Source organism: Lysobacter soli, assembly GCF_003382285.1.
Classification (GTDB): Bacteria; Pseudomonadota; Gammaproteobacteria; order Xanthomonadales; family Xanthomonadaceae; genus Lysobacter_J; species Lysobacter_J soli.
Window position 1 is genome coordinate 39,136 of the sequence record NZ_QTJR01000009.1, and the last position, 22,126, is coordinate 61,261.

Below are 22,126 nucleotides of genomic sequence, written 5' to 3' on the forward strand. Positions count from 1 at the left end.
CGTGAAGCGCGTCCTGTTCGTCTGCAGCCAGAACCGGCTGCGCAGCCCGACCGCCGAACACGTCTTCGCCGACTGGCCGGGAATCGAAACCTCCTCGGCCGGTCTCAACCACGATGCCGAGAATCCCGTCACGCCGGAGTTGCTGGCGTGGGCGGACATCATCTTCGTGATGGAACGCGCGCATCGCACGAAGCTTTCGTCGCGTTACAAGGCGCACATCGGCCACGCGCGCGTGGTGTGCCTCGATATCCCCGACGATTTCGAATACATGGATGAGTCGCTGGTGCGACTGCTGAAAACAAAAGTGCCGCGACATCTGCCGCGGCACTGAGTTCGCCGACGCGCCTGTCGACGCGTCATCGACGATGTCCGATCAGGCGGCCTTGCTCGCCGCAACAGCTTCCGGCCGCAGCGCCGGGTTATCCCAGCCCGGACGCGGCTTGAAGCGGTCGCCGTAACGCTGTTCGAGGATCGCCAGGCGGGCCAGCAGGTTGTCCACGCCGGTTTCGCGCACGTACTGGATCGGACCGCCGCGGAACGGGGCGAAGCCGGTGCCGAAGATCACGCCGGCATCGAGCAGTTCCGCATCGTCCACGACGCCTTCGTGCAGGCAGGCGACCGCTTCGTTGATCAGCGGCATGATCAGGCGGTCCTCCAGATCGGAAGGAATCTGGTAATCCTTCGGCAGCGCGGGCTTCACCGGCTTGCCGTTCTCCCACTTGTACAGGCCCTGGTTGTCCTTCTTGCCGCGCTTGCCAGCCTCCGGCGGCGTGGAAAGCGACGGCGGGATCGGCAGGCCGAGGAACGGGGCGAGCTCCGCGCCGACGCCGGCAGCGACGTCCAGGCCCACCGTGTCGATCAGCTCGATCGGCCCCATCGGCATGCCGAACTTCACCGCGGCCTTGTCGATCGCCGCGCCCGGCACGCCGTCGGCATACGCCGTGGCCGCTTCGAGCATGTACGGGAACAGCACGCGGTTGACGAGGAAGCCCGGCGTGCCCGCGACGGGGACCGGCAGCTTGTCGATCGCCTTGCAGAACGCGGCCAGGCGCTGCTCGGTCTGCGGCGCGACGCGGTCGTGGTGGATGATTTCCACCAGCGGCATCAGCGCCACCGGGTTGAAGTAGTGCAGGCCGGCGAAATGCACAGGACGCGCGATGTGTTCGCGCAGTTCGGTCAGCGGAATCGACGAGGTGTTGGTCGTCAGCAGCGCGTCGAACTTCATGCGCGGCTCCAGCGACGCGTACAGCTCGCGCTTGGCTTCGGCGTTCTCGATGATCGCCTCGATCACCAGGTCCGCCTCGGCCACGCCATCGCCCGACAGGTCGCCCTTCAGGCGTTGGGAGACCGTAATGCGCTTGGCTTCGTCCTTCACCTTCTTCTCGAACAGCGTCTGCGAGCGGACGAGCGCGGCATCGATGAAGCGCTGCTCGCGATCCTGCAGCGTGACGTTGAACCCCTTGCATGCCGACCAGGCGGCGATGTCGCCGCCCATCACGCCGGCACCGACGACATGCACGTGGCGGATGCCGTGCTCCTTGCCCCCCAGGCTCTTGAGCCGTTCCTGCAGGAAGAACACGCGGATGAGGTTGCGGGCGGTCGGCGTCGAGGCGAGCTTCACCACGGCTTTGCGCTCGGCCGACAGCTGCTGCTGGACGCCGCCACCGGCATTGGCCCAGCTGTTGATCAGCGCGTACGGCGCGGGGTAATGCTCCTTGCGCGCCTTGCGTGCGACCTGCTTGGTCAGCATCGGAGCGAGCAGCTTGCGCGCGGGCAGGGTATTGGTCGCCCAGCCGAGGAAGCGCTGCTTGAACGGTCGCGGCGCCGCGCCCTTCAGCACGAACGACGCAGCGACATCGATCAGCGACGCCGGATCGGTGACCTTGTCGACCAGTCCGTTCGCGCGCGCGGCCGATGCCGAAAGCGTGCGGCCGGTCAGCATCATGTCGAACGCCGCCGGCGCGCCGATCAGGCGCGGCAAGCGCACGCTGCCGCCCCAGCCCGGGAAGATGCCGAGCTTCACTTCCGGCAGGCCGATGCGGGTGGACGAATCGTTGCTGGCGACGCGGTAACGGCAGGCCAGCGCGATCTCGGTGCCGCCGCCCATGCAGAAGCCATGGATGGCCGCGACGGTCGGGCAGGGCAGCTCGGCCAGGCGCTGGAAGGTCTGCTGGCCGCGCCGGATGGCGTCGCCCACGGTGCCCTTCTCGTCGAAGGCCTGGAATTCCTTGATGTCGGCGCCGGCGATGAAGCCGGACGACTTGGCCGAGCGCAGCACCACGCCCTTGGGCGGGTCGAGCGCGAGGCGTTCGATCAGGGTGTCCAGCTCGATCAGCACGTCCTGCGAGAACGTGTTGACAGGCGTGCCGGCCTTGTCGAAGGAGAGGAGCAGCACGCCGTCGGGGCGAAGCTCGGTCTGCCAGTGCTGGAAGCGGAGACCATCGAGGCCAGCCATCATCTGCGCACCATCCGTTCAGGTATGGAGAGGCCGCTATCATCCCGACGATGCTTCGCCGGCGTCAATCGCCGCTTCGGGCGGCGTGTGGCCAACATGCCATGACGGCTGGCGCTTGCGGGCTTCCGGCCAGTCCCCATTAATGAACGTGATTCAGTCTTCGCCCCGTTGAAGTTCATCGTCGACCTTTGAACTTTTCCTCCACGGGGCTGTCCATTCGTTCGGCCATGGCCGAGCTGACAGGAGCGCCGGCGCGGCATGGCCGAAATGACGTTGCCCAAAGATGTCGAGTTGGACCAGGAGCTGGTCGCGCGCGTGCAGCGAGGCGACAGTGCGGCCTTCGATGCGCTGGTGCGCAAGTACCAGCATCGGATCACCGCACTGATCGGCCGCTACATCGCCGACTGGAGCGAATGCCAGGACGTGGCCCAGGAAACCTTCATCCGCGCCTACCGGGCGCTGCCGAACTTCCGGGGCGACGCGCAGTTCTATACATGGTTGCACCGTATCGCCGTGAATACCGCCAAGAACCACCTGGTCGCACAGAACCGCCGCCCGCCGACGGACGACGTCGATGCCGGCGAGGCGGAGCTGTTCGACACCGGCACGCGACTGCGCGACACCGACACGCCGGAACATGAACTGCTGCGGCAGGAAATCGAACGCACGGTGATGCGTGTGGTCGAAGGATTGCCGGAAGAATTGCGGGCCGCGATCACCCTGCGCGAGGTGGACGGCCTGAGTTACGAGGACATCGCGCAGAAGATGGGGTGCCCCATCGGTACGGTCCGCTCGCGCATCTTCCGCGCGCGCGAAGCGATCGATACCGAACTGCGGCCCCTGCTGGACCACGACACTGCCAAAGCTGCCAAGCGATGACTTCCAACCACCGACCCATCGACGATAGACCGACCCACTCGAGCGACGAGCGCGAAACACTGTGCGCATTGTTCGACGGCGAACTCGCCGCCGACGAAGCGCGATTCGCGCTGAAGCGGCTGGGCCACGACGCGGAATGGCGCGACACCGTCGGCCGCTGGCAACTCTATGGCGACGCGCTGCGCGGGCAGGCGCAGGGCGTGGCCGCGAACGGGTTCGCCGATCGCGTGGCGCTCGCATTGCGCGAAGAGCAGTCGCAGCCGGTCGCGCTGCCGGCCAGGTCCTTCGGTGGGCGTCGCGGCTGGATGGGCGGCGCGCTGGCGGCGTCGGTCGCGGTGGCCGCGCTGTTCGTGACGCGTCCGTTCTCCGACGATGCGGCGCCCTCGGTCAGCAGCGTGTCGCCGAATGTCGCCAGCGTGCCTGCGGCGTCGTTGCCGCGCGTAGCTGTCGCTGCGGCATCGCGCGCATCGACTGTCGCGACGCCACGCGCGCCTGCAGCGCCAGCAGATCCTCAATCTCCCGACAGCACGCTGGGCGCGACAGCCGCGGCAGTGGCCGTCGCCGAAGTACCGCGTCGTGCGAGCGAACGTCGTGCCTCGCGCAGCCAGAGCCAGCGTTCGCCGGCTCGCAGCGGGCGCCAGGTCGAACCACCCGCCATCGCGAGCGCAGCCGTTCCGCAGACCGCCATCGCCGACACCGGGCTTCCCGCGCCGCAGCACGTCAAGCCGTTCCAGCCGGAACACGTTGAAGTGGCGTCGCGCCCGTGGCCACGCGCGGTATTGCCGCAGTACTCGGGCAATGGCGCGCTGACGGCTAGTTTCGGCACCAGCAGCGCGGCGTCGCCCTCGTTCTATCCGTTCGAACCGCAGACCGCGACGCCCGCCGTCGAAGACGCGCCGGCTCAGCGCGGGCCGCAGGACTGACCCCTCGGGCCGTTCCCACGATCGGCCCCATCGATTCCCCTTCCTCGCGCCGCGAAAACGGCGTACCGCCCACACTCATCCCAACGATTCCCGAGGCCCGATGCCGATGAACCGCACGCCCCGCACCCCGCTGCGCAGCATCTTCCTGGTCGCTGCCATCGCCGCAGCGCTTCCGGTCGCTTGCGCGCAGCAGCCCGCCAACCCGATCGCACAGCCGCCAGCCGCTACGCCCGCGCCGCCGCTCGTGTCGGGCCTGCCGGACTTCACCAACCTCGTGCAGCGCGTCGGACCCGCCGTGGTCAACATCCGCGCCGAAGTCACGCCGCGCCGCACCGCCCGCGGCCAGCAGCAGATGCCGGACGAAGAGCAGATCCCGGAAATTTTCCGCCGCTTCTTCGGCGACGAGATGCCGTTCCCCGGTGGTCCGGGCGGCCCCGGCCCGCGCGGTCCGCGAGGCGGCGGCACGTCGCTGGGCAGCGGTTTCTTGATGTCGGCCGACGGTTACGTGATGACCAATCACCACGTTGTCGAAGGCGCCGACACCGTCACCGTGACCCTGTCGGATCGCCGCGAATTCACCGCGAAGGTCATCGGCAGCGACGAGCAGTCCGACGTGGCACTGCTGAAGATCGACGCGAAGGGCCTGCCGTTCCTGCGCATGGCGCCGGCCAACGGCACCAAGGCCGGGCAGTGGGTGATCGCGATCGGCTCGCCGTTCGGCCTGGACCACTCGGTCACCGCCGGCATCGTCAGCGCGGTCGGCCGCGCCAACCCGTACGCGAACCAGCGCTACGTGCCCTTCATCCAGACCGACGTGGCCATCAACCAGGGCAATTCGGGCGGGCCCCTGCTTAATACCAGCGGCGAAGTGGTCGGCATCAATTCGCAGATCTTCAGCAACTCCGGCGGCTACATGGGCGTGAGCTTCGCGATCCCGATCGACGTCGCGATGAGCGCCGCCGAACAGCTGCGCGCGACCGGCAAGGTCAGCCGCGGCCAGTTGGGCGTCCAGGTGCAGGCGCTGACGAGCGAATCGGCCAAGGCGCTCGGCCTGCCCGACAGCAGCGGCGCGTTGATCGCCGACGTGCTGCCCGGTAGCCCGGCCGAAAAGGCCGGCATCGAACGCGGCGACGTGATCCGCGCCGTCGACGGCCGCTCGATCAACGACTCGGCCGACCTGCCGCCGATCATCGGCAACATGGCGCCCGGCACGAAGGCCAAGGTCACGCTGGTCCGCGACGGTCGCACGCTCGACAAGACCGTGACCGTGAACGAACTGGACGAACTGGCCGGCACCGGTCGCGCTTCGCCGCGCCCGGCGGCGGACGAAGGTTCGTCGAAGCCGTCCGGCGGCAATGCGCTGGGCCTGGTCGGCCAGGACCTGTCGGCCGGCGAGCGCCAGCGCCTGGGCCTGCGTTCGGGCGAGGGCGTGCTGATCCGCAACCCGGGCGACTCCGGCGCCGAAGCCGGGCTCCGTCCGGGCGACGTGGTGCTTCAGGTCGGCCGCAGCGCGGTTGGCTCGGCCGCTGCGCTCGACAAGGAGCTGGGTTCGGTGAAGTCCGGCGACACCGTGATGCTGCTGGTCCGCCGTCAGGGCTCCACGCAGTTCATCGCCGTCACCGCGCAGGACGACGCCCGGACCGGCTGACGCACCGATCCGCGCCCCGGCGTCCGCCAACGGGCGGCGCCGGGACGCGCGGCGGAGAGCCGGCTGCGCCGGGGGCTGTGCGATAATCGCGCGTTGATTTCAAGGAACGGCCAGCCTCGCGCGCCCCCGCATGCAGCAGATCAGAAACTTCTCCATCATCGCCCACGTCGACCACGGCAAGTCGACGCTGGCCGACCGCATCATCCAGCTCTGCGGCGGCCTCGAAGCCCGTGAGATGGAAGCGCAGGTCCTCGACTCCAACCCGATCGAGCGCGAACGCGGCATCACCATCAAGGCCCAGTCCGTATCGCTGCCGTATAAGGCGCGCGACGGGCAGACCTACTTCCTCAACTTCATCGACACGCCGGGCCACGTCGACTTCAGCTACGAAGTCAGCCGTTCGCTCGCCGCATGCGAAGGCGCGCTGCTGGTGGTCGACGCCGCGCAGGGCGTGGAAGCGCAGTCGGTCGCCAACTGCTACACCGCGGTGGAGCAGGGACTGGAGGTGGTGCCGGTCCTCAACAAGATCGACCTGCCGACGGCCGACATCGAACGCGCCAAGGCCGAGATCGAGGCCGTCATCGGCATCGACGCCGAGGACGCGGTCGCCATCAGCGCGAAGACCGGCCTGAATGTCGTGGACGTGCTGGAGGCGATCGTCCATCGCATCCCGCCGCCGAAGCCGCGCGACACCGACAAGCTGCAGGCGCTGATCATCGACTCGTGGTTTGACAACTACCTGGGCGTGGTGTCGCTCGTGCGCGTGATGCAGGGCGAGATCAAGCCCGGCGACAAGCTGCTGGTGATGTCGACCGGCCGCACGCACCAGGTCGACAAGGTTGGCGTGTTCACGCCCAAGCGCAAGGACCTGCCCAAGCTCGGTGCCGGTGAGGTGGGCTGGATCCACGCCTCGATCAAGGACGTGCACGGCGCGCCGGTGGGCGACACGCTCACGCTGGCGGGCGATCCTGCTCCCAAGCCGCTGCCGGGCTTCCAGGAAATGCAGCCGCGCGTGTTCGCCGGCCTGTTCCCGGTGGACGCCGAGGACTACCCCGACCTGCGCGAAGCGCTGGACAAGCTGCGCCTGAACGACGCGGCGCTGCGGTTCGAACCGGAAAGCTCCGAGGCCATGGGCTTCGGTTTCCGCTGCGGCTTCCTCGGCATGCTGCACATGGAAATCGTGCAGGAGCGTCTTGAGCGCGAGTACAACCTCAACCTGATCACCACCGCGCCGACGGTGATCTACGAGGTGCTGCGCACGGACGGCGAGATCATGCCCATGGACAACCCGGCCAAGCTGCCGCAGTTGAACCTGGTCCAGGAAATCCGCGAGCCGATCATCCGCGCCAACATCCTCACGCCCGAGGCCTACATCGGCAACATCATCAAGCTGTGCGAGGAAAAGCGCGGCGTGCAGATCAGCATCCAGTACCTGGCCAGCCAGGTGCAGATCAGCTACGAGCTGCCGATGGCCGAGGTGGTGCTGGACTTCTTCGACAAGCTGAAGTCCGTCAGTCGCGGCTACGCCTCGCTGGACTACCACTTCCTCCGCTTCGACGCGGGCCCGTTCGTGCGCGTGGACACGCTCATCAACGGCGACAAGGTCGACGCGCTCTCGATCATCTGCCATCGCAGCCACGCCGACCGTCGCGGTCGCGAGCTGTGCGAGAAGATGAGGGAGCTGATCCCGCGCCAGATGTTCGACGTGGCGATTCAGGCCGCGATCGGCTCGCAGGTCATCGCCCGCACCACGGTCAAGGCGCTTCGCAAGAACGTGCTGGCCAAGTGCTATGGCGGCGACATCAGCCGCAAGAAGAAGCTCCTCGAGAAGCAGAAGGAGGGCAAGAAGCGCATGAAGCAGGTCGGCCGCGTCGAGATCCCCCAGGAGGCGTTCCTCGCCGTCCTGCAGGTCGACAAGTAAGCAGGCCGGCGGCGCGCGGTTTCCCTACACCCGAAGGCGGAGTTCCCGCCGGCTGCGGCAAGGATTCGTCCATGACGGACGGCACGCACGCCGCTATCCTCGCCGTGGCAGGTTGCCGGGGAGCGGCCTGCGCAGCCGGCCGGTCGTTCCGCCCGGTTGCGATGTCCCCGATGGTTTTCCCGTTCGTCCCGTTCTTCGCTCTGCAAAGGAGCATGCATGCGCTGGTTTGAAATCGCCCTGGTCGTCCTGACGTTGTTCACCGGCCTGGTCTGGCTCCTCGACAAGCTGGTGCTGGCCAAGCGTCGCGAAGCGCGGCAGGGCCTGCTGGACGACGGCAAGGAACCCATCGTCGTCGACTATTCCAAGGCGTTCTTCCCGGTGCTCGCGGTGGTGCTGATCCTGCGCAGCTTCGTGGCCGAGCCCTTCCGCATCCCGTCCAACTCGATGATGCCGACGCTGCTGACGGGCGACTTCATCCTCGTCAACAAGTTCACCTACGGCCTGCGGTTGCCGATCAACAATCACAAGGTGATCGGCATCGGCGAGCCGCAGCGCGGCGACGTGGTGGTCTTCCGCCCGCCGCACCATCCCGACCAGGACTGGATCAAGCGCGTGGTGGGCCTGCCGGGCGATCGTGTCGGCTACCACGACAACCAGGTCAGCGTGAACGGAAAGGCGCTGGCGTACGCGCCGATCGGCGTCTACCAGGGCAAGGGCAACGGCACCGAGATGACCGGCGCCGAGGAGCTGCAGGAAGACCTGCTGGGCCGCCAGCACCACGTGCTCGAGCGCACCAACCTGCCGTTCATAGACCAGGGCGAAGGCGACTGGATCGTCCCGCCGGGACACTATTTCGTGATGGGCGACAACCGCGACAATAGCGAGGACAGCCGATACTGGGGCTTCCTGCCGGAAGAAAACCTGCGCGGGAAGGCATTCCTGATCTGGATGAACTTCGACGGTGGCGTGGACACCTCGCGCATCGGCAACAGGATCCAGTAACAATCACCCGTCGGCGAGGGGAAAGCGCTGGCGGGTGGCACGCATCGCAAACATGGGGGATTGGTAATGAAGCGTACTCAGAGCGGCATGACCCTGATCGGGTTCATCCTCGTGCTGGCGGTGGTCGGCGTGTTCGTCTACATGGGCATGAAGGTCATCCCGATGTACTCGGAATACTTCGCCGTAAAGCAGGCGCTGAAGCAGATGTCACAGGAATCCGGCGTCAGCCAGCAGGACCCGAAGCGAATCAAGGATGGGTTCTTCCGCCGTCTATACATCAGCTACGCCGACAATGTGAAGCCTGCCAACGTCAAACTCGAGCGCAGGGGCGCCGGCTACGTGATGACGGTCGACTACGAAGTGCGTCGCCCTTTGATCGCCAACTTCGACATCGTCGGCCACTTCAATGCCGAACAGGTCCTCTCGCGCAATGCCGGGGATGACTGATCTCATTGGCCACCGTTTCTCGCGTCCGGAGCTGCTTCAGCAGGCCCTGACGCACCGCAGTGCGGGTGCGCCCCACAACGAGCGGCTGGAATTCCTCGGCGACGCGCTGGTCAATCTGATCGTCGCCGAGGCGCTGTACGGGCACTGGCCGCGCGCGGACGAAGGCGCGCTCACTCGGGCACGCGCCGAGCTGGTGCGTGAATCGGCGCTTGCGCCGATCGCCCGCACCCTCGACCTCGGGCCCCGGCTAACGCTGGGGCCCGGCGAGATGAAATCCGGCGGCCATCGCCGCGACTCCATCCTGGCGGATGCCCTCGAGGCACTGATCGCGGCGATCTACCTCGATTCTGACTTTCCGACCTGTCGCGCCGCGGTGATGCCGTGGTTCGAATCGGCCATTGCCGCGCTGCCTCCGCCGAACAAGGTCGGCAAGGACGCCAAGACACGGCTGCAGGAGTGGCTCCAGGCCCGCCAGAAGCCGCTGCCGGTTTACACGCTGCTCGGCGAGACGGGCGAAGAACATGCCAAGAGCTTCCAGGTCAGCTGTGTGCTGAGTCACCCACCGGTAACGGCCGAGGGCGTCGGCACCTCTCGACGGGCGGCCGAACAGGCGGCCGCCGAGGCCGTCCTGGAACTGCTGCAGGAACGCTGACAGCATCATCCTCCGTACGGGCCCGGCAAGGCGCCTTACAATTCCCGGATGAATACCCCCGCCCATCGAGCCGGCCATGTGGCCGTCATCGGCCGCCCAAACGTCGGCAAATCCACCCTGGTCAACGCCCTGGTCGGCGCGAAGGTCAGCATCACCTCCGATCGCCCGCAGACCACGCGGCACCAGCTGCTCGGGATCGCGACTTTCCCCGAGGGCCAGCTGCTGCTGGTCGACACCCCCGGTATCCATCGCGAGCAGAAGCGCGCCATGAATCGCTGGATGAATCGCGCCGCCCGTGGAGCGCTCGAGGGCGTCGACGCCGCGATCCTCGTGGTGCGCGCCGGCCAGTGGGACGACGAGGACTCGCTGGCCTACGACGCGCTGAAGAAGGGCGGCGTGCCGGTGGTGCTGGTCGCCAACCAGGTCGACCGCATCAAGGACAAGACCACGCTGCTGCCGTTCCTCGCCAAGGTGAGCGACGGGCGCGACTTCGCCGCCGTTCACCCGATCTCCGCGCTCCGCCGCAAGGGTCTCGAACCGCTGGTCAAGGACGTGCTCGCGCTGATGCCCGAGCAGCCCGCGCTGTACGGCGAAGACGAGATCACCGACAAGAGCCAGCGCTTCCTCGCAGGCGAAATGGTGCGCGAGCAGCTCATGCGCCAGCTGGGCGAAGAGCTTCCGTACGCGACGACGGTGGAGATCGAGAAGTTCGAGGTCGACGGCAACCTGCTGCGCATCGGCGCGGTGATCTGGGTCGAGCGCGATGGTCAGAAGGCGATCGTCATCGGCAAGGGCGGCGAGCGCCTGCGCGAGATCGGCGCGAAGGCCCGCCAGCAGATGGAACGCCTGTTCGGCAGCAAGGTGTTCCTGGAAACCTGGGTGCGCGTACGCGAAGGCTGGTCTGACGACGAAGCAGCGCTGCGGGCGTTCGGCTACCACGACTGATCCGCGGCGAACGGCGAAGTCACGGTGCGAACCGCGAAGCCGAGCCCGCCGACGTTGCCTTCCACCTTGATCCGCCGCCCCGGCCTCCATGCGACTTAGCGCCGAATCCGCCTTCGTCCTGCATGCGCGCCCGTGGCGCGAGACCAGTCTGCTGGTGGAAGTGCTGAGCGAACATCACGGCCGGCTCGGCCTGGTTGCGCGCGGTGTGCAGGGGCCGAAGAAGCAGCTCCTGCGCGCGGCCTTGCAGCCGCTGCAGTGGATCCGCCTCGACGCCGTGCAGGTCGGCGAACTGGCCCGCCTCAACACCGCCGAGGCGCTCGACGTCGCGCCGCGGCTGTCGGGCGAGGCGATGCTGTCGGGCTTCTACCTCAACGAACTCACCCTGCGCCTGGCCCCGCGCCAGGATCCGTCGTCCGAGCTCTACGACGCCTACGGCCGTGCCCGCGCGCGACTGGGCGCCGCTGAGCCTCTGGCGTGGACGTTGCGCCGCTATGAGCGCGACCTGATCGATGCGCTCGGTTTCGGCTTCGACCTGTCGCACGACGGCGAAGGCGCGCCGATCGATCCCGCCGCGCGCTACCGGCTGGAACCCGAATACGGGCCGCGTCGCGTGTTGAGCGATCGCGGCCATGGCGATCGCAGCCGCGCCGCGACCGGCCGCGGACTGTTGGCCCTGGCGGCCGACCTCGTACCTGAAACCGACGATCTGCCCGGCCTTCGCCGTGCCATGCGCGACGTGCTCGCGCACCATCTGGGGCCGCGCGGCCTGAAATCGTGGGACATGCTCGCCGAGTTGAACCGCGTGTCGCGACCGCGGGATCAGAACGCAGCCGACTGAGCTTCCACGATCGGCGCCGGATGCGGCACCACGCCGGCGTGCGCCAGGGTCTCGTGCGCAATGTGCTCCAGCGCATCGAGTCGTGCCGGCGATGCAGGATCCTGCTGTAACGCCTGCACGGCCGCCGCCAGTCGCTGCGCACCGACGAAGCCGCAGCTCGCACGCAGTCGATGCAGGTCGCCGCGGACCGAATCCAGGTCGCCGCGCTCGGCCGCGGTGGAAATCGCATACACCGACTTCGTCAGTTCCTGCACGAACAGCTCGCGCAGCGTTTCCACGTGCGTGCGGTTGCCGTTGAGCGCGAGCGCGGCGGCGTCGTCGTCCCACAGCGGAACGTCCTCGACGATGGCCAGTTCGGCCGCGGGCGCCTCGTCGGCGGCCGACCCCAGCACGCGCCGCAATGCAGACTGCAGCGTGGCGGCGGGCATCGGCTTGACCAGCGCTTCGGCGAAGCCTGCCGCGACCAGCGCATCGAGCACGTCGGATTCGTGCGCGGCCGTGTGGGCGATGGCCGGTGTGCGCGCGTCGCGTTCGCGCAGTCTTGCCAGCAGTTCCGCGCCGCTGCCGTCGGGCAACCGGGCATCGATCATCCAGGCCGCGTAGGTCTGCGATGCCGCGAGCGCCAGCGCCGCGCCCATCGTGTCGACCGCGTCGACCTCGGCCGGCGTCGCGCGCAACGCGGCAGTGAGGAAGGCCTGGCTGGTCGGATCGTCCTCGACGAGCAGGATGCGGGGAAGTGTGTCGCGCATCATCGGCATTTCGCGTCCTGTCGGTATGCTGATCGGATGTCGTGTTCGATCTTACGCCTGCTGCTGGTTGCATCGGCCATCGCGTTCGCCGCGTGGACCGATGCCGCTTCCGCGGCGACTGCCCAGGCGAAGATCGCCAGAATACGCACCGCGGTAGCGACGCTGGAAGGCGTTCGCGTCCAGCTCGACTGGCCCGACGCGGCGACCCAGGGCGTGTTGCGCCTGCAGGCCGCGCGCATCGACGCGCCGGCGCTGGGTTACCGCTTCCGTGACGTCACCTGGCAATGTCCACTGTCGCATGCAGGAAACCGGTGGCAGTGTGAAGGCGCCGTGCGTGAGGGGCGAAGCGCCGCGCTGACGCTGGCCATCGATATCGATGACGCCCGCACCGACGCGAGCCTGACCCGCGGGCGCAGCCGCATCGCCCTGAATCGCGAAAGCCGGACGCCCGACCTCACGCGTATCGATTTGGCGCAGGTCCCGGTTTCATGGGCGCAGGCGCTGGTGTCGCAGGCCTGGGCGGCCGGACGGTTCGGCAAGGGCAGGCTCGATGGGCGTATCGACGTGCGCGCGCCCGCCAACGCGCCACTGCGCGTCACCGGCCCGCTGCGCCTGACGGGCGTCGCCTTCGATACGGCCGACGGTCTCACCGCTGGCGAAAACCTTTCCGCGCAGGCGACGCTCGACGCGACCTTCGGCACCAACACGAGCTTCGCCATCGACGGCGCGCTGCTCGGCGGCGACCTGCTGTTCGGCAACGCGTACATCGCGTTGCAGAAGCGACGCGTCGCGGTCGACCTGCTGGCGACACAGGACGGCGTTGGCGGCTGGCGGATTCCGCGATTCCGATGGGACGACCCCGGCGTGCTCGCGGCGCAGGGGAGCGCGGCGCTCGGTGCGGACGCGTCGCTCCGCTCGCTCGACGTGCGCGCGCGCAGCAACGATCTGGCGCCGATGCGCGATGGCTATCTCACCGGCTTCCTCGGCCTGGCGGGACTGGCGGACCTCCAACTGCGCGGCGCGGCCGACGTCCAGCTGCGCATGGACGAAGGCACCGTGCACGAAGCGGCCTTCGTGCCGCACGGCGTTGCGATCGACGACCCGCGCGGGCGGTTCGACTTCGCCGGGCTCGAAGGCGACGTGCGTTTTTCCCGCGCCGAACAGCTCGAAAGCGAACTGCGCTGGACCGGCGGTCGCCTGCATGGCCTCGCGTTTGGTCCGGCACGGCTGCCTTTCGTGAGCGATGCCGGCGAGTTGCGCCTGCGCGAGGCGTCGAACATGGCGATGCTCGGCGGCAATGTGTCGATCGATCACCTCAGCCTGCGGCCGCCGGCGGACGGGCAGGGGCTGCAGATCCGCTTCGGCCTGGACCTGGACCGGCTGGACATCGCGCAGCTCGCGCAGGCGCTGGGCTGGCCCGCGTTCACCGGCGAGCTCACCGGCCACATCCCGGAAGCGCGCTACGCGGACGACCGCCTGGATTTCGAAGGCGGCCTGTCGGTGCAGCTGTTCGGCGGCACGGTGCAGGTGTCGTCGCTGGCGATGGAGCGGCCGTTCGGCGTCGCGCCGACGCTGTCATCGGACATCGCCTTCGAGGACATCGACCTGCAATCGCTGACCGGCGTGCTCGGCTTCGGCGAAATAACCGGAAAGCTCGACGGCCGCTTCGACCGGCTGCGGCTGGTCGACTGGCAGCCGGTCGCGTTCGAGGCCGCCATCGCGACCGATGCCGATGCCGCACGCCGCGCCGGCGTGCGCCAGCGCATCAGCCAGCGCGCGGTGCAGGACCTTTCGAGCGTGTCCGATGCCTCCTTCGTCAGTTCGCTGCAGTCGCAGCTGATCGGGCTGTTCGACGATTTCGGCTATCGGCGCATCGGCCTGTCGTGCTATCTCGGCGACCAGGTCTGCCGGATGAGCGGTCTGGGTTCAGCCGGCAACGGATTCACTATCGTCGAAGGTTCCGGCCTGCCGCGGCTGGCGGTGGTGGGGTTCAACCGCGACGTGGACTGGCCGACCCTGCTGGAGCGGTTGAAGGCCGCCAGCACGGGCGACGTGAAGCCGGTCTTCGACTGATTGGCTGCCGGTCGCTCGCTTCGGGTAAGTTTCGCTGCATCGCGCCGGCCGCACGCACGTGCTGCCGGCATCGGATCAACAGGAGAAATCGTCATGCGTCGTTGGATGGGCATCCCGGTGGCAGCGGTCGCGCTGACCGCCTGCGTCACGATCAACGTGTACTTCCCCGCCGCCGAGGCGAAGGAAGCGGCGCGCGAGTTCGTCGAGAAGGTGATCGGCGACGACGCACAGCCCGCGCCGAAGCCGCAGGAAAAGCCCGGCGGCCAGAGCGCCTACGTGCCGTCGGCGGAGCGTTCGCTCGCCTCGCGCATCGATTGGTTGTCGCTGATGGGCATCGGCACCGCGCACGCGCAGGGCCAGCCGGACATCACGATCAAGACGCCGGCGATCCAGTCGATCCAGGCGCGCATGGCGCAGCGTTTCGACGGCCAGCTCAAGGCGCATTTCGAATCCGGCGCGCTGGGCATCGCCAACGACGGCACCATCGACGTGCGCGACGCGGCCAAGATCCCGCTGCCGCAGCGTGTCGGCGTGAACCAGGCCGTCGCCGAACAGAATCGCGACGCCCGCGCCGTCTATCGCGAAATCGCCGTGGCCAACGATCACCCAGAGTGGGAACAGCAGATCCGCGCCGTGTTCGCGCGCCAGTGGGTCGACAGCGCGCGGCCGGGCTGGTGGGTGCAGGACGCCGGTGGCGGCTGGCGCCAGAAGTGACCTGAACGCCCCTCTCCCGCAATGGGAGGGGGGCAGGTCGGGCGGGCTCGCTCGATCTGCGACAATACGCGGCCCTGTTGAGCAGTACCGCCAGCCGCTGTGGCCCGCATCGATCAAACCCCCTTCGAAGTCCTCATCACCGACCTGACCCACGACGGCCGCGGCGTGGCCCGCCGTCCCGACGGCAAGGCCGTGTTCGTTGCCGGCGCGCTGCCCGGCGAGCGCGTCATGGCCTCGCAGACCGGTCGCCATCGCAGTTTCGACGAGGCGAAGACCGTCGAAGTCCTCGACGCCGCGCCCGAACGCGTTGCGCCGCGTTGCGCGCATTTCGGCGTGTGCAGCGGCTGCGCCATGCAGCATTACGACGAGGAAAAGCAGATTCTCGCCAAGCAGCGCGTGCTCATGGAGAACTTCGAGCGCATCGGCCACGTCGCGCCCGAACGCATCCTGCCGCCGCTGGTCGATACGTCGTGGGGCTATCGTCGCAAGGGCCGTTTCTCGGTGCGTCGCGTCGAGAAGAAGGACAAGACGCTGGTCGGCTTCCGCGAAACCGATCCGCGCTTCGTCGCCGACATCCGCGAATGCCACACGGTCATGCCGCAGATCGCGTCGAAGCTGCCCGAACTCGCCGCGCTGGTGGACGGCATGCAGGCGCGGCGCGAGATCCCGCAGATCGAGTTCATCGCCGGCGACGTGCAGGACGGATCGAACGGCGACGCCTTCAGCGGCGTCGCGCTGACGATCCGCCACCTGGTGCCGCTCACCGACAGCGATCGCGAGGCGCTCGTCGCGTTCGGCAAGGCGCACGGGTTCGCGATCTTCCTGCAGCCCGGCGGCCTGGACACCGTGCACGCGTTGTGGCCCGAAGCGCCGAAGCTGGCGTTTTCGCTGCCGCAATGGAACCTGGAGTTCCTGTTCCGCCCGCTCGATTTCATCCAGGTCAACGCCGGCCTCAACGGCAAGATGATCCAGCTGGCGCTCGATCTGCTCGATCCCAGGCCTGAAGACCGCGTGCTCGACCTGTTCGCGGGCCTGGGCAATTTCACGCTCCCGCTGGCGCGCCAAGTGCGCGAAGTGGTGGGCGTGGAAGGCGAGGCGGGGCTGGTGCGCCGCGCGCGCGAGAACGCCGCGCACAACGGCATCGCGAATGCGCAGTTCCATGCGGCGGACCTGGCGAAGGACCTGTCCGGCGAGAGCTGGATGAAGGAGCCCTTCGACAAGCTGCTGCTCGACCCGCCGCGCTCGGGCGCCGACGTCGTGCTGGCGCAGCTGCCACTGAAACAGTTCGACCGTATCGTCTACGTCAGCTGCCATCCGGCCTCGCTCGCGCGCGACGCCGGTTTCCTGGTGAAGGAGCGCGGCTGGAAGCTCAAGGCCGCCGGCGTGATGGACATGTTCCCGCACACCGCGCACGTGGAATCGATCGCGCTGTTCGAGCGCTGATCGCGATCGCCCGCACAGGACACACCGCATGGCACTCGAAATCGAACGCAAGTTCCTGGTCACCGGCGACGGCTGGCGCGCGGCCGCGCGCGAGGTCGTGCCGATGGCGCAGGGCTACATCAACGACCAGAAGGCGATGGACGAGGGCGCGATGAAGGCCTCGGTGCGCGTGCGCATCGCCGGCGACGAGGCGTTCCTCAACCTCAAGTCGCGCGAACTCGGCCACACGCGGCAGGAGTTCGACTACGCCATCCCCGTCGCCGATGCGCGCGCGCTGCTCGCCCTGTGCGTCGGCGGGCTGGTCGACAAGCGTCGCCACTACGTGCAGCAGGAAGGGCATCTGTGGGAGGTCGACGAGTTCCTCGGCGACAACGCGGGGCTGGTCGTCGCCGAGATCGAGTTGTCCAGCGCGGATGAAGCCTTCGCGCGCCCGGAGTGGATCGGCGCGGAAGTCACCGAATCGTCCCGCTACTACAACCTCGCGCTTGCCACGCGTCCCTTCGCGCAGTGGAACGCGGACGAGCGCGCGGGTCTGGTCGCCTGAATCCGGTTGCGTAAGGGCCTCGTGGCCCCATTTCGAGTCCATGGACAACACCCCTTTGCGCATAGACATCTGGTCCGACGTGGTCTGCCCCTGGTGCTGGATCGGCAAGCACCGCCTGCGTGAAGCGCTGGCGCAGCTCGGCGAGAAGGGACGCACGGCCGAGATCCACTGGCACGCGTTCCAGCTCGATCCGGATTTGAACGACGCGCCCGACGACACGCCCGTGCCACTGCGCGAGGCCTACGAAAAGAAGTTCGGCGGCGCCGAGCGCACCGAGCAGATCCTGTCGCAGACGCAGGCCACCGGCCGCGCCGAAGGCCTGCCGTTCGATTTCGATCGCGGGCAGGTGCGCGTGAGCACGCTCAAGGCGCATCGCCTGGTGTGGCTCGCCGGTCGCGAAGGCGATGCGGACAAGGTCGGCGAGGCGCTGTTTCGTGCGCACTTCGCCGAAGGCCGCAATCTCGCCGACGTGCAGACGCTGATCGACGCTGGCGCCGAAGGCGGGCTGCCGGAAGCACGCGTGCGGCAGATGCTGGACTCGGACGAAGGCATCGCCGAAGTCCGCGCGCAGCTCGCGCAGGCCCACTCGCTGGGCATTCAGGCGGTGCCGACATTCGTCTTCGACGGACGCCTGGCGGTGCAGGGCGCGCAGACGCCGGCGGTGTTCGCGCAGGTTTTCGAACGACTGGGGCTGGAAGCGCGCCCGTCGGACGAACGCGCGTCGGGCGACGCCTGCGGCCCGGACGGCTGCGAGGTCTGACGCCGGCGCCTTCACGCAAGCCAGACATGTGCGGATGCCCCGTTCGGGCATCTGCGCGACAATGCGGGCCCGCGCAACGGGCGCGGCCCAGACAACCGGAGTCTTCCGCATGCTCGTGATCGGCGTGGCCGGCACCGAACTCACCGCGCAGGAGCGCGACTGGCTGCAGCACGACGCCTGCGCCGGCGTGATCCTGTTCAGCCGCAACTTCGCGTCGAAGGCGCAGGTCGCCGAACTGTCGGCGTCCATCCGCGAAGCGGCACCGCGCCCGCAGCTGGTCTGTGTCGACCAGGAAGGCGGACGCGTCCAGCGCTTCCGTGACGGCTATAGCGCGCTTCCGCCCCTGGATGGCTTCGGCAAGCGTTACGCCGCCGATCCCGCGGCCGCCCTCAAGCTGGCCGAGGAACACGCCTGGCTGATGGCGAAGGAAGTCCTCGCCAGCGGCGTGGACCTGAGCTTCGCGCCGGTCGCGGACCTCGGCCGCGGCAACCTCGCCATCGGCAATCGCGCGTTCTCCGAGGATCCCGCGGTCGTCGCCGAATTCACGCGAGCCTACATCCGCGGCATGCACGGCGCCGGCATGCCGGCGACGCTGAAGCATTTCCCGGGTCACGGCTCGGTGCTGGCCGACACGCATTTCAACGAGGCGATCGATCCGCGCCCACTCGACGAACTGCGCGCGAACGACCTGGTGCCCTTCGTCGCCGGCATCGACGCCAAGGCCGACGCGGTGATGATGGCGCACGTGAAGTACCCGGCCGTGGCGCCGGAACCCGCCGGTTTTTCGAAGCGCTGGATCGAGGAGATCCTGCGCGGCGAGATGCATTTCCGCGGCGTCGTCTTCACCGACGACATCGGCATGAAGGCCGGCGAACATCCGGGTGGCGTCAAGGGGCGCATCGACGCGCATTACAACGCGGGCTGCGACGCGATCCTCGTCTGCCACCCGCAGCTGGTCGAAGACGCGCTGGCGGCCGTCGAAGGCCGAAAACTCAACACGATGGCGCTCGCCGGCCTGATCGGCCGCGGCGCGCTGGGATGGGACGGCCTGCTGGCCGACGCCCGCTACGACGCCGCCCGCAACCGGCAGGAAGGACTGGCTTGATGGACACCATTGCGAACACGCACGACCTGGCCGCGGCGCTGGCCAACTCCGATCTGCTTCTGGATCGCGCCACGCTGGAACAGGCGATCGCACGCATGGCGCGCCAGATCGACGCCGACTACACCGCTGCCGACGTGCCCGTGTATCTGACCGTCATGCACGGCGGCATGCCGTTCGCCGCACAACTGGCGATGGAGCTGGGCGCGCTGGGACAGGACCTCGAATTCGACTACCTGCACGCCACGCGCTACCGCGGCGAGACCTCCGGCGGCGAACTGGTGTGGAAGCACCGCCCGGCGACGCCGCTGAAGAACCGTCGCGTGCTGCTCGCCGACGACATCCTCGACGAAGGCCACACGCTAGCCGCGATCCGCGACTGGTGCCTGGAGCAGGGCGCGCGCGACGTGCGCATCGCCGCGCTCGCGGTGAAGAAGCACGACCGCTGCGTCGAAGGCATCTGCGCCGATTACGTCGGCGTCGACGTGCCGGATCGCTACGTCTTCGGCTACGGCATGGATTACCACGAGCAGGGCCGCAACCTGCCGGCGATCTACGCGCTGAAGGACTGAGCCGATGACCGATATCGCATTGGCCGTCATCGGCGGCACGGGCCTGTACAAGCTGGCCGACCTGCAGGACGTCGAGACGCACCAGCCGGTCACGCACTACGGCGCACTGTCCGGGCCGGTGCGCGTCGGCACGCTCGGCGGGCACCGCGTGGCGTTCCTGGCGCGCCATGGCGAAGGCCATTCGCTCCCGCCGCACAAGATCAACTACCGCGCCAACCTCGCCGCGCTGCAGGCGCTGGGCGCCACGCGGGTGCTGGCGCTGAATACGGTCGGCGGCATCACCGAGCGCTTCGGCCCGCGCGTGCTGGCGTGCCCGGACCAGCTCATCGACTACACCTGGGGCCGCGTCTCGACGATCTGCGAGGAACCCGGCACCGAGGTGCTGCACGTGGACTTCGGCGAGCCGTACACGCGCTCGCTCCGCCAGGCGGTGATCGACGCCGCGGCCTCGGCCGGCGTCGCGCTGGTCGCCGACGGCTGCTACGGCGCCACGCAGGGCCCGCGTCTGGAAACCCGGGCGGAGATCGTCCGCATGCGCCGCGACGGCTGCGACCTGGTCGGCATGACCGGGATGCCCGAAGCCGGCCTCGCGCGCGAAATGGGCCTGGACTACGCCTGCCTGGCCATCGTCGCCAACTGGGCGGCCGGCGCCGGGCCGGACCCGGACGAGGTCATCACCCTGCAGGACGTGCTGGACAACGTGGCCGCCGCCTCGTCGGGCCTGCCGCGCCTCCTGTCGGCGCTGCTCGGCGCCCGTGCCACAAGATGATTGTCAAGCCGGCATTCAGTTTGCATACTCGCCGAGCGCTCCGGATCGCATCCGCGTCGGTGCGCGACTCGCATCCAGCATGAGGTTGACAAGGACATGCAGTACGGCACCGTGAAGTGGTTCAACGACGCCAAGGGCTTCGGGTTCATTTCTCCCGAAGATGGCAGCGCAGATGTGTTCGCGCACTTCTCCGCGATCAACGCCAAGGGCTTCCGCAGCCTGCAGGAAGGCCAGCGTGTGAGCTACGAGCTGACGCAGGGCCCGAAGGGCGCCCAGGCGTCCAACATCAACGTGGTCGCGTGATCCTCCGGGGATAACCCTCCGAGCACCACGCACATCGCGTTCGAAGGCCCCGCATCTGCGGGGCCTTTTTTTCGTCCGGGATCGACGGATCCGGGCATCTGAAGGGAATCGCATGACGCGCCAGGGATCGACATTGCGCATCGGGATCGTCGGCTACGGCACCGCCGGCCAGACCGCGGCGCTGCTGCTCACGCGCGATGGCCACGACGTGGAAGTCTTCGAACGCGCGCCGGTGCTCGGACCGGTTGGCGCCGGCTTCCTGCTCCAGCCCACCGGGCTGGCGGTGCTGTGGGAGCTCGGCCTGCTCGACGACGCGCTCGTGCACGGCGCCCGCATCGGCCGGCTCTTCGGCGAGACGACGGCCGGTCGGCCCGTGATGGACATGCGCTACCGCGAGCTGGCGCCGCATTTCTTCGGACTGGGCATGCAGCGCGGCGCGTTGTTCGGCCTGCTCGACGACGCCTGGCGCGACGGCCGGCGCGTGCACTGCGGCCGGCGCATCGTCGAGGTGGACACGGCTCGCGGCGTGCTTCGGGACGACGCGGGCGAGGAGCACGGCGCCTTCGACGTCGTCATCGTCGCCGATGGCGCCGCATCGATGCTGCGCGGCGCGGTCGCCGCGCCGGCGCTCGATCGTCCGTACCCGTGGGGCGCGCAGTGGTGCCTGGTCGCGCAGGACGCATGGGAGTTTCCCGACGAACTGCGCCAGCGCTACGTTGGCGCGCGCCGCATGGCGGGCATGCTGCCGGTCGGCACGCGTCCCGGCGATCCCGTGCCGCGACTGAGTTTCTTCTGGAGCCTGCCTGCCGCCGAGCTGCCGCACGCCGGCACCGATGAGTCCGCCTGGCGCCGCGACGTGGCTACGGTATGGCCCGAAGCGGCCGAACGCCTGCACGCCACGGCGGTGCCGGCGGGACTGGCGCGGGCGCGGTACCGCGACACCGTGCAGCGTCGCTGGCATTGCGGGCGCGCCATATTGATGGGCGACGCCGCCCACGCGATGAGCCCGCAGCTGGGGCAGGGCGTGAACATGGCGCTGGCCGACGCGCTCGCGCTGCGCGACGCGCTGCGAACACACGCACGCCCCGTCGATGCGTTCGCCGATTACGAGCGCCGCCGCCGCGATCATCTGGGCATCTACCACTTCTGGAGCCGCTGGCTCACGCCGTTGTTCCAGTCCGAACGCGACCGCCTGGCGGCGATGCGGGACCGCCTTTTCCATCCGATGTCGCGCCTGCCCGGCGGGCGCGGGCAGATGCTCCGCGTGCTCACCGGCACCCGTCGCGGCTGGCTGGGGACGTACCCGCTCGACGCCTGCTTCGTCAGCGCCCTGGCGGAACGCACGCCAAACGCGACCGGCCGGCTCGCCGTCGAAAACGCGTAGCCG

At 68.5% G+C, this 22,126-nt stretch carries 22 protein-coding genes; 20 read left to right on the forward strand and 2 right to left on the reverse strand.

Annotated elements, in window-relative coordinates; translation table 11 throughout:
* The first annotated feature begins 1 nt into the window (after position 1).
* Positions 2-331 carry a low molecular weight protein tyrosine phosphatase family protein gene (locus DX912_RS13090; RefSeq protein WP_115842969.1) on the forward strand — a complete coding sequence of 110 codons (330 nt, stop codon included), beginning with the start codon at positions 2-4 and terminating at the stop codon, positions 329-331.
* A 42-nt stretch (positions 332-373) separates the two neighbouring features.
* Here the strand turns inward: DX912_RS13090 and DX912_RS13095 are convergent, their stop codons facing one another.
* Entirely contained in the window at positions 374-2,458 is a 2,085-nt protein-coding gene (locus DX912_RS13095; protein ID WP_115842970.1) for a 3-hydroxyacyl-CoA dehydrogenase NAD-binding domain-containing protein, read from the reverse strand.
* Positions 2,459-2,713: 255 nt separating this feature from the next.
* Between DX912_RS13095 and rpoE the strand changes: the two genes are divergently transcribed.
* From rpoE to recO, 9 genes are all read left to right on the forward strand, one after another.
* Entirely contained in the window at positions 2,714-3,334 is a 621-nt protein-coding gene (gene rpoE / locus DX912_RS13100) for an RNA polymerase sigma factor RpoE (protein ID WP_115842971.1), read from the forward strand.
* Positions 3,331-4,257 carry a sigma-E factor negative regulatory protein gene (locus DX912_RS13105; protein ID WP_115842972.1) on the forward strand — a complete coding sequence of 309 codons (927 nt, stop codon included), beginning with the start codon at positions 3,331-3,333 and terminating at the stop codon, positions 4,255-4,257. The genes rpoE and DX912_RS13105 overlap by 4 nt, the downstream gene beginning before the upstream one ends.
* Positions 4,258-4,363: 106 nt before the next feature.
* Entirely contained in the window at positions 4,364-5,905 is a 1,542-nt protein-coding gene (locus tag DX912_RS13110) for a DegQ family serine endoprotease (protein WP_115843016.1), read from the forward strand.
* Between the two features lie 130 nt (positions 5,906-6,035).
* A complete protein-coding gene (gene lepA, locus DX912_RS13115; RefSeq protein ID WP_115842973.1) occupies positions 6,036-7,826 on the forward strand; it encodes a translation elongation factor 4 in 1,791 nt (596 codons plus the stop codon).
* A gap of 216 nt (positions 7,827-8,042) precedes the next feature.
* Complete coding sequence (gene lepB / locus DX912_RS13120; RefSeq protein ID WP_115842974.1) at positions 8,043-8,828, forward strand: signal peptidase I; 786 nt, start codon at positions 8,043-8,045, stop codon at positions 8,826-8,828.
* A gap of 87 nt (positions 8,829-8,915) precedes the next feature.
* Positions 8,916-9,275, forward strand: coding sequence for a DUF4845 domain-containing protein (locus DX912_RS13125; RefSeq protein ID WP_425477947.1), 360 nt, complete (start codon positions 8,916-8,918; stop codon positions 9,273-9,275).
* On the forward strand, positions 9,268-9,927 hold the full coding sequence (gene rnc / locus DX912_RS13130; protein ID WP_425477948.1) for a ribonuclease III: 660 nt from the start codon (positions 9,268-9,270) through the stop codon (positions 9,925-9,927). Before DX912_RS13125 ends, rnc begins: the two co-directional genes overlap by 8 nt.
* A gap of 48 nt (positions 9,928-9,975) precedes the next feature.
* Positions 9,976-10,872, forward strand: coding sequence for a GTPase Era (gene era / locus DX912_RS13135; RefSeq protein WP_115842977.1), 897 nt, complete (start codon positions 9,976-9,978; stop codon positions 10,870-10,872).
* Between the two features lie 88 nt (positions 10,873-10,960).
* Positions 10,961-11,710, forward strand: coding sequence for a DNA repair protein RecO (gene recO, locus DX912_RS13140; protein ID WP_115842978.1), 750 nt, complete (start codon positions 10,961-10,963; stop codon positions 11,708-11,710).
* Here the strand turns inward: recO and DX912_RS13145 are convergent.
* Positions 11,692-12,468 (reverse strand): response regulator, encoded by a 777-nt coding sequence (locus DX912_RS13145; protein ID WP_115842979.1) that lies wholly within the window; start codon positions 12,466-12,468, stop codon positions 11,692-11,694. The genes recO and DX912_RS13145 overlap by 19 nt on opposite strands.
* 27 nt (positions 12,469-12,495) lie before the next feature.
* On the opposite strand from DX912_RS13145, the gene DX912_RS13150 reads away from it, so the two are divergent.
* The 10 genes from DX912_RS13150 (at position 12,496) to DX912_RS13195 (ending at position 22,123) form a co-directional block, all read left to right on the forward strand.
* Positions 12,496-14,532 (forward strand): translocation/assembly module TamB domain-containing protein, encoded by a 2,037-nt coding sequence (locus tag DX912_RS13150; RefSeq protein ID WP_115842980.1) that lies wholly within the window; start codon positions 12,496-12,498, stop codon positions 14,530-14,532.
* A gap of 93 nt (positions 14,533-14,625) precedes the next feature.
* Positions 14,626-15,246, forward strand: a complete 621-nt coding sequence (locus DX912_RS13155; protein ID WP_115842981.1) for a DUF1318 domain-containing protein — start codon at positions 14,626-14,628, stop codon at positions 15,244-15,246.
* Between the two features lie 99 nt (positions 15,247-15,345).
* Positions 15,346-16,689 carry a 23S rRNA (uracil(1939)-C(5))-methyltransferase RlmD gene (gene rlmD / locus DX912_RS13160; protein WP_115842982.1) on the forward strand — a complete coding sequence of 448 codons (1,344 nt, stop codon included), beginning with the start codon at positions 15,346-15,348 and terminating at the stop codon, positions 16,687-16,689.
* A 28-nt stretch (positions 16,690-16,717) separates the two neighbouring features.
* The gene (locus tag DX912_RS13165) at positions 16,718-17,233 is read left to right on the forward strand and encodes a CYTH domain-containing protein (RefSeq protein WP_115842983.1); all 516 of its coding nucleotides are present in this window, start codon (positions 16,718-16,720) and stop codon (positions 17,231-17,233) included.
* Between the two features lie 55 nt (positions 17,234-17,288).
* On the forward strand, positions 17,289-17,993 hold the full coding sequence (locus DX912_RS13170; protein WP_115843017.1) for a DsbA family oxidoreductase: 705 nt from the start codon (positions 17,289-17,291) through the stop codon (positions 17,991-17,993).
* 109 nt (positions 17,994-18,102) lie between these two features.
* Positions 18,103-19,098: a beta-N-acetylhexosaminidase gene (gene nagZ / locus DX912_RS13175; protein ID WP_115842984.1), complete on the forward strand. Its 996-nt coding sequence runs from the start codon at positions 18,103-18,105 to the stop codon at positions 19,096-19,098.
* Positions 19,098-19,667 carry a hypoxanthine-guanine phosphoribosyltransferase gene (locus DX912_RS13180; protein ID WP_115842985.1) on the forward strand — a complete coding sequence of 190 codons (570 nt, stop codon included), beginning with the start codon at positions 19,098-19,100 and terminating at the stop codon, positions 19,665-19,667. The genes nagZ and DX912_RS13180 overlap by 1 nt, the downstream gene beginning before the upstream one ends.
* A 4-nt stretch (positions 19,668-19,671) precedes the next feature.
* A complete protein-coding gene (locus DX912_RS13185; RefSeq protein WP_115842986.1) occupies positions 19,672-20,436 on the forward strand; it encodes an S-methyl-5'-thioinosine phosphorylase in 765 nt (254 codons plus the stop codon).
* 96 nt (positions 20,437-20,532) lie between these two features.
* Entirely contained in the window at positions 20,533-20,739 is a 207-nt protein-coding gene (locus tag DX912_RS13190; protein ID WP_115842987.1) for a cold-shock protein, read from the forward strand.
* A gap of 112 nt (positions 20,740-20,851) precedes the next feature.
* Positions 20,852-22,123: an FAD-dependent oxidoreductase gene (locus tag DX912_RS13195; RefSeq protein WP_115842988.1), complete on the forward strand. Its 1,272-nt coding sequence runs from the start codon at positions 20,852-20,854 to the stop codon at positions 22,121-22,123.
* The last annotated feature ends 3 nt before the right edge of the window (positions 22,124-22,126 follow it).